The sequence below is a fragment of the Phaeodactylibacter luteus genome (assembly GCF_007993045.1).
Lineage (GTDB): Bacteria > Bacteroidota > Bacteroidia > Chitinophagales > Saprospiraceae > Phaeodactylibacter > Phaeodactylibacter luteus.
In genome coordinates, this window is sequence record NZ_VOOR01000035.1 from 36,705 (window position 1) to 54,386 (window position 17,682).

Sequence of the window (17,682 nt, forward strand, 5' to 3'; positions counted from 1 at the left end):
CGGAGGCAAATTGCGCACTACCGGCGGGCATAGTGTTGCCTGCTGGCGCACAAAAATGAAGCAGATGTGCTACCTGCCGTGAGGGAGGTAGCACATTGCGTTTTGCCCTTGAGGCGATTGGACACGTTGATCAATAGAGCATAATGAAGAACAAATACTTCGATATACATGCCCCGGTTTTTTACCCTTCCGCGGTGATCATCCTGCTTTTTATAGGGCTGACGCTGGCCATTGGCAAGCCGATGGAGGAGGTGTTCAGCCGCACCACAGATGGGATCACGACCAATGCCGGTTGGCTGTTGGTCATGGCGGTCAATATTTTCTTGGCTTTCTCGCTTTATTTCGCTTTTAGCAAAATGGGGCGCATCCGCCTTGGCGGGCCCAATGCCAAGCCAGACTTCAGCACTTTCGCCTGGTTTGCGATGCTGTTCTCAGCAGGCATGGGCATTGGGCTGTTGTTTTTTAGCGTGGCGGAGCCCATTATGCATTATTCCAATCCGCCAAGGGGCGCAACCGACCCTGTCGTGGCAGCACAGGACGCCATGAAGTTCACCTTTCTGCATTACGGCCTGCACGCATGGGCTATCTACGCCATCGTGGGCATGTCGCTGGCTTTTTTTACCTTCAATAAAAAACTGCCCCTCACCTTGCGGTCTGTTTTTTACCCCTTGCTGGGCGACCGTATACACGGCACCCTGGGCAATATCATCGATGTGGTGGCCGTAGTGGCCACTTTGTTCGGCCTGGCGACCTCTCTGGGCTTCGGCGTACAGCAGGTCTCAGCAGGGCTGGCCCACCTTTTCGGCACCCCGGATACCATAACCGTACAGGTATTGCTGATTGCAGGGATTACCGGTATGGCCACGATTTCCGTTGTCCTCGGGCTCGATAAGGGCGTCCGGGTATTGAGCGAGCTCAACATGCGGCTGGGGCTGGTTTTCCTGATCGCCATGTTGATATTGGGGCCCACGGTATTCCTGCTGGACTCCTTCATGCAAAATACAGGCGCTTATATGCAGGAACTGATCTCCCTTGGGGCTTGGACAGAAACCTATGCACAGACCAATTGGCAGAACGACTGGTCTGCGTTCTACTGGGCGTGGTGGATATCCTGGTCGCCTTTCGTAGGGATGTTCATCGCCCGGGTGTCAAAAGGACGGACTGTCCGGGAGTTTTTCTTGGGCGTATTGCTGGTCCCTTCCCTGCTGACCTTCCTCTGGATGTCCGTATTTGGAGGCTCCGCGCTATACTTGGAGCTGAACGGGGTGGGCAATATTTCAGAAGCGGTGAACGACAACATCGCCACCGCCCTGTTCGTCCTGTTGGAGGAGTACCCGCTAGGCTTCATCACCTCTATCGCAGGCATATTATTGGTGACGAGCTTCTTTGTCACTTCCTCTGATAGCGGTTCCCTGGTGATAGACAGCATCACCTCAGGCGGCAAGCTTGATGCGCCGGTCGGGCAACGCATTTTCTGGGCCTTGTCGGAAGGTGCTGTAGCAGCAACCCTCCTATTGGGCGGCGGCCTGAAAGCCCTTCAGACAGCGGCTATTTCTACAGGGCTCCCTTTTACCCTGCTCCTGCTGATTATGTGTTACAGCTTGTACAAGGCCCTAACCGAAGAATACGAAGAGCTAATGGCCCAAAAGGAAAAAAAGGAGCGGGAGTCTTACCGGAAAGTATTAGAAGGGCTCATACAGAAACGGCAGCAAAGGGCAGGCTCCTCTGCCGGGCAAAAGAAGGAGTGAGCCAGTATTGGCAGCCTGTATGCGCAGGGCAATCTGCCCGGGCGAAACCAAAATGCCACGGGCGTTTATGCTTTTCGGGCTTTATAGCTTGGCATCGGCCTAGCGCTGCGAAGGGGTGGCCGAAGGCCAGACCCGACGCCTGTAGGGCGAGGGGCCGAGCGGACAGCGAGCCCCGTAGCATAGCGGCACCTGCCGGCTGCCCCCTCCTTGCGGCAGGGGCAGGCCCCTATCCTTGCGGAGGGGGCAGGCAAAAAAAGCCATCTGGTTTGTGCCCATCTGCCCGGACATAGGTAAGGGCGCTGCATCAAGCCTATTTAAAACCATGATACTAAACGAGATTTTCCTACTATGAAAACATACACCCGGATACTTGTTGCCTTAGACCTCACGAATATGGACCAGGTCATGATCCGTTACGCAGCCCACTTGTGCCGTGCCATGCCGGGCATTGAAAAGGCATACTTTGTGCACAACATCCGCTTTGATTACCCGGAAGAAGCTGAGGCGTTGATGGCTGGGCTAGAACGCCCACTGGGAGAGCTTATCGGGGAAGAGGCCACAGAGCAGGTAGAGGAGCACTTCAGCGGGAGCGTGCCGGAAGGCGTTTCCTGGGAAGTCTTGGTGGCAGAGGGCGCATCAACTGCTCAGGAACTGGCCCGCATGAGCAATGAGGTTGGTGCAGAGCTTGTCCTTGCCGGCAAAAAGCTCTCTTACCGGGGCTCTGGCGCAGTAGCGGAAAAGCTGCTGAGGCAAAGCGGTTTTAAAGCTGACCTGATGGCGGTGCCGGAAACAGCCCCCCACCGGCTTGAGCGCGTGCTGGTGCCCATTGATTTCTCGCAGGCCTCTTCGCGTGCGCTCAAAAAAGCCCATCAGCTCGCAGCCGTGGTATCCTGCCAGCACATATACAAAATCCCCAACCACTATTTCCCTTTTATCCCTGTGCAGGGCTTCCGCAAGTCGATGGAAGAAGAGGCCAAAGAGCAATACAAGCGTTTCCGGAAGGCTTTGCCCAAGGAGGTACAGGATACCCCTTGCCAGTTTATTTATGCAGAGGACCGCACTGTGGCACAATCGGTGTACGACTATGCCATCAGCCAGGGGAAGGATCTGATTGTGCTTGGCGCAAAAGGGAAGAGCGCAGTGCCGGCCATCCTGCTCGGCGGCACTGCCGCGCAGCTGCTGAAGTTCGATTTTCACGTGCCCGTGCTGATTGTGAGGTGAACGGGAATTAAGGGTTGAGCTGCTCGCCGCAATATTTGCAGTAGATGGCATCGTGCTCGTGCCCTTCACGGCCACAGTAGCGGCAATTTTGGGTGCTGACTTTCTGGCCGTAGTACTCGCTTACAAACTCAGCCGACACTATCCCGGTAGGCACGGCAATGATGGCGTAGCCTAAGATCATGACAGCCCCGGATATGAAGCGCCCGACGTCTGTAGTGGGCGTGATGTCACCGTAGCCCACCGTCGTCAAAGTGACGATGGCCCAGTAGACCGATCTGGGTATGCTGGAAAAACCAGGGTTGGAGCCCCCTTCAATCAGGTACATCAAAGCGCCAATGATCAGGACGAGCAGGCTGACAAAAGTGAGGAATACAATGATCTTCGCCCGGCTGGCTTTCAGCGCCTGTACAATGACCTCCCCTTCTTTCAGGAAATGCCCTAGCTTGAAGACCCGGAAAATCCGGATCAGCCGGAAGGCACGGATGATCAGGAAATACTGAGAAGCTGGCAGTATCAGCGCCAGGTAGGAAGGCAGAATGGCCAGAAGATCGATCACCCCAAAAAAGCTGGCAGCATATTTCAACGGCCGGTAGACGCAGTACAGGCGCAGCAGATACTCTGCTGTGAAAACCAAGGTGAAGCCCCATTCAACAAGCGTGAACAGCTGCGCATATTCCGCTTGCAGCGGCTCAATGCTCTCCAACATAACGGTGATGACGCTGGCTGCGATAAAAATCAGCAGCAGGACGTCAAATACTTTGCCCGCAGGGGTGTCGGCTTCAAAAATGATCTCGTGCAGGCGTTCGCGGCCAGGGCTAAAAGATGGTTCCTCCATAGTTTGAGTTGTAAAGGCAGCTGCCTTGCTCTAATCGGCTTGATGTGCTGTGGGGTATCGCAGGATTGAAATGGCGCTTTCCGGCCCGCGCTATGCCTTTTTCAGTCACTTCGTTGAGGCTAAGCTCTTAAAAAAAGCCGGCGCGTGGTTGAAAATAGCTCATTTTTTCCACTACACGGGCCCGAGGCATCAAGGCTAATGTAAAAAAAAGTGGGCAAGGCGGCTGAAAGGCTCAGAAGGGAACCGGCACGGATGCCCTGTCACAAAGATTGCGCTGCCAGGCATAGGTTAGTTGAGGATTCTTTTGATATTGTATAGGCGCAAATACGTAATTGCCGGGCAGCCTGTGCCTAGAGTTCATTGAAATCCCTTATCTTTGAGCAACAACATCTTTTTACACAACAGCGGATGTAGTGCTCCGGGCGACAGCCCGCCGCTGCGGAAGCTTGGTAAAACCTTAGCCTGTGATCAAAACGGTCATTATTGAAGATGAGATCAATGGCCTCAATAACCTCAAGAATATGCTCCGGGAGCATTGCCCGGGCGTTGAGGTGATTGGTGCAGCCCAAAGCCTCGAAGAGGCAGAATCGCTTTTTAAGCTGACCACGCCAGACCTTGCGTTCCTCGATATCAGCCTGCCAGACGGCTTGATCTTTCAGTTGCTGAACCGCATCCGGCCCGTCCATTTTGAGATCATCTTTGTCACGGCTTACCAAAAGTACGCCATCAAGGCTTGTGAGTACAGTTCTATTGGCTACGTGATGAAGCCCATCGACCCCGATCAGCTCAAGGAGGCCGTAGCTAGGGTAGACCTCCGCCGGAAACCGGAAACGGACAAAAGGCTGGAGCTGTTCAATGCTTACCAGAAAAACCCGAACGCCTTCAATAAGCTGGGCATTTCAGCCCTTGACGGGATCTACTTCGTGCACATCACCGATATCGTGCGCTGTGAAGCTGAAGACAATTATACCCACATCTTCCTCAAAGAAGGGAAAAAGATTACCGCTTCGAAGACCATCAAAGCGTTTGAAGATATGCTCACCCCTTTCAATTTCTACCGGGTGCACAAGAGCCATGTCATCAACCTGAATTATATGCATAAGTTCGTCAAAGGTGATGGGGGGTACCTTATCATGGACGACAATATACAGATTGAAGTTTCCCGCCGCCGCCGGGCTGCTTTTATGGAGCAAATTAAGCGGTATCAGGAGGGGATGGCGCTGTGAAAGCCTGCTAGGCCGCTTCAGCGCACAGCCCTATATGTAGATAAGTTTCCAGTCAAAACAGTCAGTGAAAGCCCTTGCAAGAGCGCATTTTCCATGCCTTCCGGTAAGCAAACAGCACTGACACGCACAAGCCGGCCGCTTGTGATATGACAACACGCCGGCCTATTTTACGCACAAACAGATTTGCACATTTCAAGTATGGCTTTGGGGCGGTACAGTCGTTGCCCCAAGCGCTCAAGGAGCTTGCTTGTATGTTTCAACTATCTATTTGTGAATAAAATATGTTTAGCAAAAAGGGTTCCCGTTACCATTCCGCTGAATGTTTTGTTACTTTTACAGCAGGTACGTGGTAGAGATCCCGAAAACACTTTACACTTCGTGCACAAAATTATCTACTATGGGAAAATCAAAAAAGAACCTGGCAGACCTCAAAAAGGAGATCAAAACCATCAAGAAGTCTGATCAGAACAAAATCGTCGGAGGTAAGGGTAAAAAGAACTATAACAACGGCTGCAGCGATATTGTACCGCAGTAGCTGGCTCTGAACCCCCCACACGAGTAAAGCAAAAACAAAGGCTGTCCTTGCATAAGCAAGTATAGCCTTTTTTAATATATTAGAGGTTATGTTTTATGACAACCCCAACCCGGACGAGCTGCAGCCCTTAGCGCTGGAGGAAAAGCTGAAGCAGCAGGCTGACAGCCGGCAGCGCTTGCTTTTGCTCGATAAGCTCCTTTCCCGGTATGCCTATACCAACGTCAAGCGTGCCGAGGAGCTGCTGGAAGAGCTGGGCGGTATTTTGGAGGGGGAGTCCAATAAAGACATCCTGGTCAATTATCACCTTTTGGCGTCTACGGTAGCCAATCAGCTCAACAAGTACGAGGAGGCTCAGGAGCACATCCTTCAGGCCATCAAGCTGGTGGAGGAGCGGGGCACCGCCCGCGAACAGATAGACGCTTATATCGACTTTGTAGGGGTGTGCATCAACCTCAGGGACATGGGGCGCGCCATTGATTACATCCAAAAGGCGGAGGCCCTGCTCAAAAGCTTCCCGGATTCAAGGCTGGAGTCGCGCCTGATGTGCAGAGAAGGGTTCGTCAGGCTTTACTCCCGCGATCATTCCGGGGCGGTCGAAGCCCTGCTCCGGGCTGATCAGCTCCTCAATAGCTTTGGGGAGCTGGCTCTGAAAGACTACTACTTCCTCTCTTTGATACAAGCCGGCCTTGGGCGGGTGTATGAGCTCAGCGGCGAACGGGAAAAGAGCGCTGCGGCTTACGGCAGGGTAGTAGCTATTTGTGAAAACAAAGCGCTACATGCACGCCTTTCTTGGCACTACGTCAATGCTGGCAATGGCTACATGAGCCTCAATGATCAGGAAACTGCTGAAGCTTACTTCCGCCGGGCCATTGAAATTTCGGACGACAGCAGCGAGATCGCCCGTGCTTTCGCTTATTCCAACCTCGGGTACTGCGCCATGGAAAAAGGCGACTATGGCGACGCCCTCAGCCTTTTTGACCGGGCAGAGCAGACTTACCGGCAGCGGGAGGAGGATATGGCGGAGAACCAGATGAAAATCGATCTTTGGCGGAGCCAGATTTACACGGAGCTAAAGCAGTATGCAAAGGCAGAAGAGGCACTGAGGATCGCCCTGCAGCATGCACAGGCGGAGCAGAACCCAGAGTACCTGGCTACCGTTCACAAAAGCACGGCGGCTTATTTTGCGGACCGGGGCGACTTCGAAAAGGCTTATTCCCATTTTGCGCACTACGACCGGTACCGCGAGGAGCAGATAGCCAACTCTGATCAGGACCGCCAAAGGGAGATCGAGGCCAAGTACGAGGCAGAAAAGAAACGGCAGGAAGCCGAAATGCTGCAGCTGCAGGCGACCGGGCTTCAGCTCAAAGCGCTGAACGCTCAGATGAACCCTCACTTCATGTACAACGCCCTCAATTCCATCCAAAACTATATCACCTCCCACGATGTCAACCTCGCTACCAAGTACCTGGCCAAGTTTGCACAGCTTATGCGGCAGAGCCTAGAGTACTCCAATCAAGAGGTCATCTCGCTAGAAGAGGAAATCCAATTCCTCGAGCAGTACCTTTATATCAATGAAAAGCTCCGTTTCAACGACCGCCTCGACCACGAAATCATCATTGATGAGGAAATAGAAGAAGATATACTGGGGGTCCCTACCATGATCATTCAGCCCTATGTGGAAAATGCCATTGAGCATGGGCTCAGCACTCGCAGCGATGGCATGATCAAAATCCTCTTCCTGCTCTATGACGAGGAGACCATCCTTTGCAGGGTGGAGGACAACGGCATAGGCTTCAATAAAGCCCGGCAATTGAAGCTCAATGACCCCCGGTACCAAAACCACCGCTCGCGGGGCACTTCCATTACAGAGGAACGGCTGCGTATCTTACGTAAAGCACGGGGGCACGAGCAATCTGTCCGCACCATTGACCTGGCTGAAGAGAGCGGGGGCAAGGAGCAGGGGACACGGGTGGAAATCCTCATCCCGATACGCGAGATCAACCTGGGCAAAATATCCTGACTTTGCAAAGGGGATAAACTAAAATGTCGCAGGCGTTTGTGCTGGCCTAGCGCTGCGTAGGGGTGGTAAGCCCGTTAGGGCCGAGCGAAGAGCGAGCCCCGGAGCATAGCGGCACCTGCTCGCGGGCAGGTGCAGGCCCCCTTAAAAGAACGGCCACTTGGTTTGCGCTGCTTTGCAAGTACCGTTTGTTCAACCATTCCTGCCGTTTACTCCTGCACCTCCACCGTAAGCAGAATGGGCAGTGCAGCTCCCGGTTGAATGTATTATTTTGTTCAAAGTTTTCTCATAGTATGTTTGTTTGAACCTCCTGCACCTATCCCGGTGCAGGTTTTTTGATTTTTAGGCCTGCCTTTATTTCCTGCCATTCACATTTACCTTTTTCTACTTTGTTTCCGCCACAATGCTGCCCCACCCACCCGTTTCCTAACTTGGCGCGAATGGCAAGTGCTGCCGGGTTATCTTTGAGCGTGTAGTTTTCTCATAGTATGTTAGTGCTCCTACATCTGATTCAACCTCCCCTGATGTAGGAGTTTTTTTTGCCTTCACTTCCCATCCTGTCCTCTTGTTGGGGCTTTAGTAATCGGTCTATCCCGCTAGACAGCGGGACACTTTTTCGCTCATACTTTACCCCGAAAATCCTTCCCGCTTTTGTGCATAAAAAGCGGGACTTGGCTAAACTCCGGTTTTCGGCTAGAAGGCCAACATCCCAACATCTCTTAGGGAGGCTCAGCAGCTTATCCGGCCTTGCGCATGGATAGGCGCTCACTCAAGCACAAAGAAAGGCTGCTGCAGCGTTTGCCCGCCCTCATCTACAAGGGTGAGCAGATGATGGCCCGGGCTTGGCGACAGTTCCATGCTGTGGAAGGTGGTAGTCGCCCCCAGGTAGGTTTCGTCAAGGTGCCAATATACCGTCTGCCCGGGGAAGCGGTGTGCGGCAGAGAAAATCACCTTTGATGGCTGCCCGTCCAAATCTACAGGCACTTTTACCCTTGCGGGGTGCTGCGGGTAGATCAAAGCCATGTTATCGTCCTGTCCGTCTTTGCAGCCCGGGGCCCATGTAGGAGGAGGGGCATAAGCTGGATTGCGCTTTTGGTAAAAATAGGCTGCTGCAGGGGGGAGCAAAAACCAAGGCTCCGGTATCAGCATACTTGCAGGGGCGCATCCGGCATGAGCCCTGAGCCTGCTATCCCGCTCCAGGTGCAGCACTTGATGGTAAGGGCAGGCACCTGTCTTCAAGAGAGGCGCCGCTGCCCAGGCCGTATCCACAGGGCAGTGTGGCGAAGGCGCATACCCGCTTTGCCTGCAGGCTTGCACCGGGTGGAGGGCGTCCCACGGTGGCGGGAACCAACCCTCAGCAGCTGGCAGCCGGTTGAACACCTCAAAAAGCAAAGGGGCTGCTGCACGCACCCCCACAAGGCCCGGCCGCCCCTCCCCATCGGCATTGCCCACCCAAACGCCAACCGTATACCGGGGTGAGGCCCCTATTGCCCAGGCATCCCGGAAGCCGAAACTCGTGCCTGTCTTCCAGGCAATCTTCCGGCTGGAAGAAAAAGCCTCCCACTGCCCCTCTGCCCCAGGGCGTTCCAAGTGCTGCATCGCTTCAAAGGCGAGCCAGGCGGCCCCTGCGCTCATTGGGGCAGGCTCCTGCTGAAGCGGCCTTTCTGGCAGGGGGGCAGGCTCGAAAACTGCAGGCCGGAAATCGGAGGGCGTGTACCAGCCGTTGTGCGCATATTGATGGAGCAGGGTGCGCCCCATGCTGGCATAGATGCCTGTCAGCTCCCATAGGGAGGCTTCCGCCCCGCCCAAGACAAGGGGCAGGCCATAGTGCCTGGCAGGGTAGCGGATGTGCCCGAGCCCGAGCTGCCTCAGCCGCAGGTGGAACTTTTCCAGCCCATAATCCTGCAGCAGCCTTACCATGGGCACGTTTAAGGACCGGGCCAAGGCCCGTTCTGCAGAGACAGCGCCATCGTAGTCTTCATGGAAGTTTTCAGGCTGGTAGCCGCTCAACCGGGTAGGGATGTCGAGCAGCAAGGTGGAGGGCAGGATAAGGCCTTCCTGTAGGCTGTACGCGTACAGAAGAGGCTTTAGTATGCTGCCGGTGCTGCGCGGGGCAGGGATGATGTCTACATCCTCGCTGTGCGGTTGCCCGGCATTGGGGGCGTTGCCGATGTAAGCCAGGGTTTCTCCTGTCTCGGTATCCAAAACCAGTACAGCCAGGTTGTGCACCTGATTGGCCCGCATGACCGACTGATGGTGGGCGGCGAGCTCGGTAAGCTGCTGCTGCAAAACGGCATCTATGGTGCTTGTGATGCGCCCTTCCCTGCCATCGGCCTGTAGCCTGCTGAGGAGATGGGGGGCATATTGTGGCAACGGCCGGGGGGCTTCGGGCAGGGGCTCTTGCCGGAAAAGCTGCAGGTCGGCTTGGCTGAAGTAGCCAGCTTGGCACAGCCGCTCCAGCAGGCGGTCTCGTTTGGCGGCCAGGGCCGCCCGGTTGCGGCCGGGGTGGATCAGCCCGGGGCTATTGGGCAAAACAGCTAGCATAGCGCTCTCTGACCAAGTGAGGAGGGCAGGCGGCTTGCCAAAATACCGCCAAGCGGCAGCTTCCAGGCCTACTACATTGCCTCCAAACGGGGCATGTGCTGCATACAGCTGCAGGATGTGCTGTTTGGAGTAGCTGAGCTCTAGCCGCGTGGCCAGGATGAGCTCCTGTATTTTCCGGAGTACCGTCCTCGGCGGGTTGCCAAGCGACATGCGGATGACCTGCATGCTAAGGGTCGAGCCTCCACTGACGACCCGCCCAGCCTTCAGGTTTTGCCACAAAGCGCGCCCTAGGCCGATAGGGTCGATGCCCGGATGGCGGTAAAAACGCCGGTCTTCGAATTCAACCAATGCTGCGGTAAAGCTAGGCGGCAGCTCCTCCGGCACAGGAAAGCGCCATTGCCCATCTTTGGCTATGCGGGCGCCAAGCAGGGTGCCTGTCTGGCTTTCCAGTACCAGGGAGTACGGGGGGCGGAACAGCGGGCGTGGCAAAGAAAAGGCATACCAGCCCAGCAGCACGGCAAAAAAAAACAGCACCGTACGTGGGTGCCCCCGCAGCCATGATACCGCTCGCCCTTTCATTATCGGATACTGAACTGTTGTTGCTCAATGGCCCAGCTGCCACCGCTCTGGCGCAGCACGTAGCTGCCCAGCATCTGCTGACGCCCGCCCGGTAGGGTGGCAAAAAAATGCAGGGACAGCACATCGCCCCGGAATGTGCCCCCCAAGTCGATGATGCCCCAGTCTCTGGATTCTGCCGGCAGCTGGCTTTCCTCTCCTGGGAACAAAGGGTTGAAGGCCCGCCCTTGCGGTGTCTCCACATCCCCAGGCTGCAAAGCTGTAAAAGCTTGCGAAAAGCTGCTCTTGAGCCGGCTCTGCCCTTCGTCGGCACGGAGGTGGAAAGCGGTGCCTTCCGGCCAATAGGTTTGGAGGGCTTCTTCTACTTCCGGTTGGCCCAAAACAGACTGAAGGGCTTTTGCCAGGCTTTCAGCGCTTTGGCTGAACAAGGGGTGGGCTGTGCAAAACAAAAGCAGTAGGGGCAGAATGGAATTAACTTTCATGGTAGTCGCAGGGTATTATGGATGGTAATGTCAATTACGGGCTGAGCCAGCCCACTACAACAAGGTAACGCGAATTTGCCTTTCCTATGGTGTATCGGCTGACAATTTGCGCCTTCAAGCCCAGGAGGGCTGCCTGGCAAGGCGGGCAGCCGCTTTCGCGGAACAGCGGGGGCTATTATTTTCTCCCAGCAAACATCGATATTCGCCCCGATGTTATAGGAATGGACAAACCAAGACCATGGAAGAGACTGTAATGACTAAGAAAATCGAGCTGAGGAACCTCACGCTCGAAGATTATATCGGCCTTAAAGAGGCCATGATCCAAGCTTATTCCGGAGGGGGGGTGACGCACTGGAACCGGGACGCCATCAAAAAGCTGCTGGATATTTTCCCGGAAGGGCAGCTCTGTGTGGTCGTGGAAGGCCGGGTGGCGGCCTGTGCGCTTTCTATCATTGTCGATTACAACAAATACGGCGATAAACACACCTACTCCCTCATTACCGGGCAGGAGACGTTCTCCACACACGATGCGGAGGGGGACGTGCTCTATGGGATAGAGCTTTTTGTGCACCCCGATTTCCGGGGCATGAGGCTGGGGCGGCGGCTGTACGATGCCCGCAAAGAGCTCTGCGAGTCGCTCAACCTCCGTTCTATCATTGCCGGGGGGCGCATCCCCAAATACAGGGAGTATGCCAAAGAGCTGACGCCACGGCAGTATATCGATCAGGTGAAGCTCAAGGAGATTTATGACCCCACGCTCACCTTCCAGCTGTCGAACGATTTTCACGTCCGTAAGATTTTGAAAAACTATCTTCCAGAAGATAAAGCCTCAAAAGAGTACGCCACCCTGCTCGAGTGGAACAACATCTACTACCAAGAGGAGGAAAAACTGATCAACGCTACGAAGACGACCATACGGGTGGGGATCGTGCAGTGGCAAATGCGCTTGTTCCCCAACTTCGATGCGCTCATCCGGCAGGTCGAGTACTTCGTGGATGCCGTCAGCGATTACCAGTCTGATTTCATCCTGTTCCCGGAGTTTTTCGAAGCCCCGCTCATGGCTGATTACAACCATTTGGGGGAGGCCCGCGCTATCCGCGAACTGGCCGGGTATACCAATGCCCTGCGCGAGAAGTTCACGGAGTTTGCGGTAAGCTATAACGTGAACATCATCACCGGCAGCATGCCCAAGGTGGAGGAAGATGGGCACCTCTACAATGTTTCCTACCTTTGCCGCCGGGATGGCACTTGGGAGAAATACCAGAAAGTCCACATCACCCCTTCAGAAAGGGACGCCTGGGGGATGAAAGGCGGCAGCCGGCTCAAAGTGTTCGATACCGATTGTGGGAAAGTGGGCATCCTGATCTGCTACGATGTGGAATTCCCCGAACTGGCAAGGGTATATGCAGACCAAGGCATGCAGATCCTGTTCGTCCCTTTCCTGACCGATACCCAAAACGGGTACAACCGGGTGCGGCTGTGCGCGCAGGCCCGCGCTATAGAAAACGAGTGCTATGTGGTTATTGCCGGGGCTGTGGGCAACTTGCCCAGGGTGAATAATATGGACATCAATTACGCCCAATCTGCCATATTCACGCCATCTGATTTCGCCTTCCCTACCAATGCAGTGCGGGCTGAAGCCACCCCCAACACTGAGATGACAGTCATTGCCGACGTGAACCTAGAGCTGCTCAAGGAGCTCCACGAGTATGGCAGCGTCAATACCTTGAAGGACCGCAGGAAAGATCTATATGAAGTAAAACTGAAGCGGTAAGGGCAAGTTGTGGGCGCTAGCCAGGCTGTCCGTTTTTTGGGCCTGCCCCTACATAGTGTGTGGGGCCTGCCCCTGCCGCAAGGAGGGGGCAGCGGGCAGGTGCCGCTATGCTACGGGGCTCGCTTTCCGCTCGGCCCTATCGGGCTTACCACCCCTGCGCAGCGCTAGGCCAATGCCAGCCCAAAGCCCGGAAAGCATAAGCCATCTTTTAGTTTGGGCCCGAGCAGGGCGAGTGCGCTCTTTGTTCTACAGCAAGCCAAAGAAGCGGGCGATCCAGTAGGTAGCGTAGAAATCTACATCTTTAGCGAAGGGGCCAGTTTCTCCGCCCTGCTGCTCCCCCTCTCCGGGGTCTACTGCCATGGCGTGCCCCAATCCTTCAATATCAAAGCGTACGACCCGCTCTTCCCCACCTGCTTCCTGGTAGCTCAGCCGGCGCACAGCGGGGTTCCCGGCAAACGTGGTGTCTATCGCTGCCGGCGTACGGCCAGTTTGGTGCACTGCCCCCCATTGTTTGGCCAGTTCTTCTGCATTTTGCGCATTCACGATGGCATCATCTGTACCGTGAAAGATCATAGCTTTGGGGTAAGCGCCCTCATAGCTGGGGTAGGCATTGGCAACGGCTTCCTGCCAAGCCTCGGGCGACTTGGACACTTGCCCCTGCATGGCCTGAAAGCCAGCGGCCAGGTCAAAAGCAGCGCCATAAGGCACGCCAGACTGTACGGCGCCTGCGCTGAAGACGTCAGGATAAGCGGCCATAAGGGCGCTGCTCATTGCGCCACCGGCCGACATGCCGGTGAGGTAGATCCGCTTGGGGGCTATATTGTAGTTGCTCAGCATATAGGAGACCATCTGCCAAATCGATTGGCTCTCGCCATTGCTGCGGGTGATGTCTTGTTGTTGAAACCAGTTGAAGCAATTTTGTATGTTGTTCGAGGCCTGTTGCTCTGGGTAGAGCACGGCAAACCCCTGCTGCGCAGCGAGGGCGTTCCAGCCGGTTAGGCGGGCCATCTCGGCTGCGTTTTGGCCACAGCCGTGAAGCACAACCACTAGGGCTGCTTGTTCCGGCAGGCCCTCCGGCAGGTATTGCCAGGCTTTCAGTTGGCCGGGGTTGTCTCCAAAATCAGTTATTTCCTGCATATCGCCAGAGGCGGGGGTTGGGGCATTTTCGGCCGGGCTGCAAGTAGCAACGGTAGCGGCCAATAATAAGATGGTAGTCAGGAGTTTCATGCCTTGCGTGGTATTTGGTGATGGCTTCTGCAGGCAGAAAATACACAATCCTTCCTGCTGTAGCCCTAGTTGGAGGGCTGCCAATGCTCAAATCGCGTGGATGAAAGGGGTGGACTTAAGGTGTTGTTTTTTAAAGTAAAGTGGCTATGCCGAAGGCAGCCCCTTTTTATTTAGGGGTTTGGGGATAGCTGGGGTGTAGGGTTTTACCCCATTGACCAAGGGCAGCCACGGGCTTCTTTTTCGGGGTAGAAAAAATTGGGCTTGAGCACTGTAGCATCATATTCCTTGTGGAAAATAGAGGTAGCGGCGGGGGACATAGGGGGGATCAGCCAAGCCCATTCGCCGGTTACTTTCCGCCCGTGGCGGCATTCGATGCGCTCAAAGTGCTCATGCTGCTCGGCGGCAGTATGGTGGTCGACCATTTTCACCCCATTTTCCCGGAAGGAATGTAGCACTGCCGTATTGAGCTCCAACAGTGCCCGGTCTTTCCAGAGGGTAAAGTGGTGAGCCGTATCCAGGCCCAAGGCTGCTGCCACCTTGGGCAGCATATCGTAGCGCCCAGCATCCGCCAGGTTGCGCGCGCCCACCTCGGTGCCCATGTACCAGCCATTGAACGGGGCTGCCGGGTAACTGATGCCGCCTATTTCCAGCCGCATATCTGAGATCACAGGCACCGCATACCACTTCATGCCAAGGGCAGTGATGCCCGGCTCGGTAGGGTGCTCTATGGGGACTTCCAAAGTGATCGCTTCCGGCCATTCGAACCAGGCCGGGGGGTGTCCAGCTGTTTCCACCACGAGCGGCAGGATGTCGTGCGCCGTGCCATTCCCTTTCCAGCCCAATGCTTCACAAAACCGGGTAAAGCCTACGCTGGCCGGATCGCCAATGACGAGCCCCGTGGCGTCGTCCTTATAGCCAGCATAACGGATCAGCTGATGGTTGTGGATGGTGACAGGGGCCTTGCCCCGGCGGGCTTCCGGGAAGATGGAAATGGCAGAGCGGATGTTGCCCCCGTTGGTGGCGAAGGACAAATGTTCGCAGAGGGCTTCAAAAACGCCTTCTGCAGTAGTGGTTTCCCGGCGGTCGAACACATGCAGGCTTTTCCAGTACAGCCTGCCGATGCAGCGCGTAGCGTTGCGCCAAGCTACGCGAGCCCCGAAGGCCAGCTCTTCGGTAGTGAGCCGGTAAGCACCTGTTTCGTCTAGCTCTTCTGCTACATTGGCCAGGCGTTGACCGAGCCAATGCTCCGTATGCTGCTGCTCTTTTGCGAACAAGCGGAGGAACTTGCTGGCTTCTGCCATGCATTTTTGGTGCGGTTCTGGCAAGGGTGTCGATAAATGCATAGTTTTTGTGCTGTACTTTCGATAGGGCTAGCGGAGGGGCTGCACCGCTGCATCTGCTGCCTTTTGGGTAATATTATCCCCAAAATAATAGCCCTCCGCCCTGAAAAGTTTATTTTTCGGCCTCATCAAATGGCCATATTGGCCAATTGTGTGCCAAGGCTAAGGGGCAGCAGCGGCTGCCCGCCGGCTACCACATTGAATAGCCCTATTCCAGCAATTCAAAACTAAAACCATGCAGAACCAAGCATTGATCGAGTGTGTGCCCAATTTTAGCGAGGGGCGCGACCCAGCCGTCATCAAAGAGATTACCAGCGTCATAGCGCAAGTGGAAGGCGTTAAGCTGCTTGATGTAGACCCCGGCAAGGCCACCAACCGTACGGTAGTGACTTTTGTAGGCGGCCCGGAAGCTGTCGTTGAGGCTGCTTTCCAGGCGATACGCCGCGCGGCCGAAGTGATAGACATGAGCAAGCACGAAGGGGAGCACCCTCGAATGGGCGCTACCGATGTCTGCCCGCTCATCCCTATTTCTGGCATTACCATGGAAGAGGTAGCGGGTTGGGCGCACCGCCTGGCAGAGCGGGTAGGGCAGGAGCTCTCTATACCGGTTTACCTTTACGAAAATGCAGCTACCCGCCCGGAGCGCCGCAACCTGGCCACCGTCCGGGCGGGCGAATACGAGGCTTTGCCCGATAAACTGGGCAAGCCCGAATGGAAGCCGGATTATGGGCCTGCTGTTTTCCATGCCCGTGCAGGGGCTACCGCCATCGGTGCCCGGGATTTTCTGATCGCCTACAACGTCAACCTCAATACGACCTCGGTACGCCGAGCCAATTCCGTTGCCTTTGATGTGCGGGAAAAAGGCCGCATAAAGCGCGAAGGCGGAAAAGTCAATGGGGCAATTGTAAAGGACAAGCAGGGCAATCCGGTAAGGGAGCCGGGGCGCTGCAAAGCCGTGAAGGCCATCGGCTGGTTCATTGAGGAGTATGGCGTAGCCCAGATTTCCATGAACCTGACTGATATACGGGCAACGCCCTTCCATATGGCCTACGAGGCCTGTTACGAAAGCGCAAACGAGCGGGGGCTCCGTGTGACAGGCTCCGAACTCGTGGGGCTGGTCCCTTTGCAGGTCATGCTAGACGCTGGCTACTATTTTCTGCGCAAGCAGCGCCGCTCCCTGGGCATACCAGAATCTGAGGTCATCAAAATCGCGGTCAAGTCTATGGGCTTGGACGAGCTCGGCCCTTTCGACCCACAGCAAAAGATCATTGAGTATCAGCTCGCTGCTGACCGGCCTACGCCCCTTTTGGATATGCGGCTGAGCCAATTTTCTGAGGAGACAGCCTCCGAGAGCGTTGCGCCCGGAGGAGGCTCTGTTTCAGCTTATGTGGGAGCACTTGGGGCATCGCTTGGCACTATGGTCGCCAATCTTTCTGCTCATCGCCGGGTATGGGACGACCGCTGGGAGGAGTTCAGTGGTTATGCAGAGGAAGGGCAGCGCATACGCCGCGCCCTGCTTGACCTGGTGGAGGAGGATACCCGCTCTTTCAATGCGATCATTGATGCTGTACGCTTGCCTAAAGGTACAGAAGAAGAGAAGGCTGCTCGTCGGGAAGCTATGCAGGCGGCTACGAAATATGCTACAGAAGTCCCTTTCCGGACGATGGAGCAGGCGTTGGCTTGCTTTTCTCTATGCAAGGCTATGGCTGAGGCCGGCAACCCCAATTCTGCCAGCGATGCAGGCGTAGGTGCCCTTTGTGCACGGGCCGCCGTGCACGGTGCCTGGCTCAATGTGCGCATCAATGCCGGCGATATCGAGGACAAAGCTTGGGTGGAGGCAAAACTGAAGGCTGCAGCGGATATGGCCCGGCAAGCGGATGCCCTTGAGCAGGAGGTGATTGCGTTGGTGGAACGGCATGTGGCGTGATGGGGCGCTGCCCTCACTCCACCTTCACAAACCGCTCCACCGCCCTGAGCTGCCCGCCTTCCAGGTACTGCACCACATACGCGCCCGCTGCCCAATCGTGCACGGGCACCACTACCGTGCCCGGGGCCTCCCGTGCCGGGATGCTTTGCAAAAGCCGCCCCTGTGCATCCAGGATACGGAAAATTCCATCGGGGGCAGGGCGGGCACCGCGCAGCTCAAAGTTGATAAAG

General features: G+C 55.7%; 13 protein-coding genes. 7 read left to right on the forward strand and 6 right to left on the reverse strand.

What is annotated here, in order from left to right:
- The first annotated feature begins 143 nt into the window (after nucleotides 1–143).
- Nucleotides 144–1,748 carry a BCCT family transporter gene (locus FRY97_RS15445; protein WP_147168459.1) on the forward strand — a complete coding sequence of 535 codons (1,605 nt, stop codon included), beginning with the start codon at nucleotides 144–146 and terminating at the stop codon, nucleotides 1,746–1,748.
- A gap of 348 nt (nucleotides 1,749–2,096) precedes the next feature.
- Nucleotides 2,097–2,969: a universal stress protein gene (locus tag FRY97_RS15455; RefSeq protein WP_147168461.1), complete on the forward strand. Its 873-nt coding sequence runs from the start codon at nucleotides 2,097–2,099 to the stop codon at nucleotides 2,967–2,969.
- Nucleotides 2,970–2,976: 7 nt separating this feature from the next.
- Here the strand turns inward: FRY97_RS15455 and FRY97_RS15460 are convergent, their stop codons facing one another.
- Nucleotides 2,977–3,804 (reverse strand): ion transporter, encoded by an 828-nt coding sequence (locus tag FRY97_RS15460; RefSeq protein WP_147168462.1) that lies wholly within the window; start codon nucleotides 3,802–3,804, stop codon nucleotides 2,977–2,979.
- Between the two features lie 464 nt (nucleotides 3,805–4,268).
- Here FRY97_RS15460 and FRY97_RS15465 point away from each other — a divergent pair, with 464 nt between their 5' ends.
- The 3 genes from FRY97_RS15465 to FRY97_RS15470 all read left to right on the forward strand — a co-directional run bounded on the left by FRY97_RS15465 (nucleotide 4,269) and on the right by FRY97_RS15470 (nucleotide 7,585).
- Entirely contained in the window at nucleotides 4,269–5,030 is a 762-nt protein-coding gene (locus tag FRY97_RS15465; protein ID WP_147168463.1) for a LytR/AlgR family response regulator transcription factor, read from the forward strand.
- Between the two features lie 397 nt (nucleotides 5,031–5,427).
- Entirely contained in the window at nucleotides 5,428–5,565 is a 138-nt protein-coding gene (locus tag FRY97_RS22425) for a hypothetical protein (protein WP_170254682.1), read from the forward strand.
- An 88-nt stretch (nucleotides 5,566–5,653) separates the two neighbouring features.
- Entirely contained in the window at nucleotides 5,654–7,585 is a 1,932-nt protein-coding gene (locus FRY97_RS15470; RefSeq protein WP_147168464.1) for a histidine kinase, read from the forward strand.
- 762 nt (nucleotides 7,586–8,347) lie between these two features.
- Here FRY97_RS15470 and pbpC read toward each other — a convergent pair.
- Nucleotides 8,348–10,705, reverse strand: a complete 2,358-nt coding sequence (gene pbpC, locus FRY97_RS15475) for a penicillin-binding protein 1C (RefSeq protein ID WP_147168465.1) — start codon at nucleotides 10,703–10,705, stop codon at nucleotides 8,348–8,350.
- Nucleotides 10,705–11,184: a hypothetical protein gene (locus FRY97_RS15480; RefSeq protein ID WP_147168466.1), complete on the reverse strand. Its 480-nt coding sequence runs from the start codon at nucleotides 11,182–11,184 to the stop codon at nucleotides 10,705–10,707. The genes pbpC and FRY97_RS15480 overlap by 1 nt, the downstream gene beginning before the upstream one ends.
- 238 nt (nucleotides 11,185–11,422) lie before the next feature.
- Between FRY97_RS15480 and FRY97_RS15485 the strand changes: the two genes are divergently transcribed.
- Nucleotides 11,423–12,958 (forward strand): bifunctional GNAT family N-acetyltransferase/carbon-nitrogen hydrolase family protein, encoded by a 1,536-nt coding sequence (locus FRY97_RS15485; RefSeq protein ID WP_147168467.1) that lies wholly within the window; start codon nucleotides 11,423–11,425, stop codon nucleotides 12,956–12,958.
- Between the two features lie 246 nt (nucleotides 12,959–13,204).
- On the opposite strand, the gene FRY97_RS15490 is transcribed toward FRY97_RS15485, so the two are convergent.
- Nucleotides 13,205–14,185 (reverse strand): extracellular catalytic domain type 1 short-chain-length polyhydroxyalkanoate depolymerase, encoded by a 981-nt coding sequence (locus tag FRY97_RS15490; protein ID WP_147168468.1) that lies wholly within the window; start codon nucleotides 14,183–14,185, stop codon nucleotides 13,205–13,207.
- Between the two features lie 203 nt (nucleotides 14,186–14,388).
- Nucleotides 14,389–15,486, reverse strand: coding sequence for a nitric oxide synthase oxygenase (locus tag FRY97_RS15495; protein WP_147168469.1), 1,098 nt, complete (start codon nucleotides 15,484–15,486; stop codon nucleotides 14,389–14,391).
- 274 nt (nucleotides 15,487–15,760) lie between these two features.
- Here FRY97_RS15495 and ftcD point away from each other — a divergent pair, with 274 nt between their 5' ends.
- Nucleotides 15,761–17,452 carry a glutamate formimidoyltransferase gene (gene ftcD / locus FRY97_RS15500; protein ID WP_147168470.1) on the forward strand — a complete coding sequence of 564 codons (1,692 nt, stop codon included), beginning with the start codon at nucleotides 15,761–15,763 and terminating at the stop codon, nucleotides 17,450–17,452.
- 13 nt (nucleotides 17,453–17,465) lie between these two features.
- On the opposite strand, the gene FRY97_RS22430 is transcribed toward ftcD, so the two are convergent.
- Nucleotides 17,466–17,682, reverse strand: a 217-nt coding sequence (locus FRY97_RS22430; RefSeq protein ID WP_170254683.1) for a hypothetical protein, incomplete at its 5' end; no start/stop codon positions are given.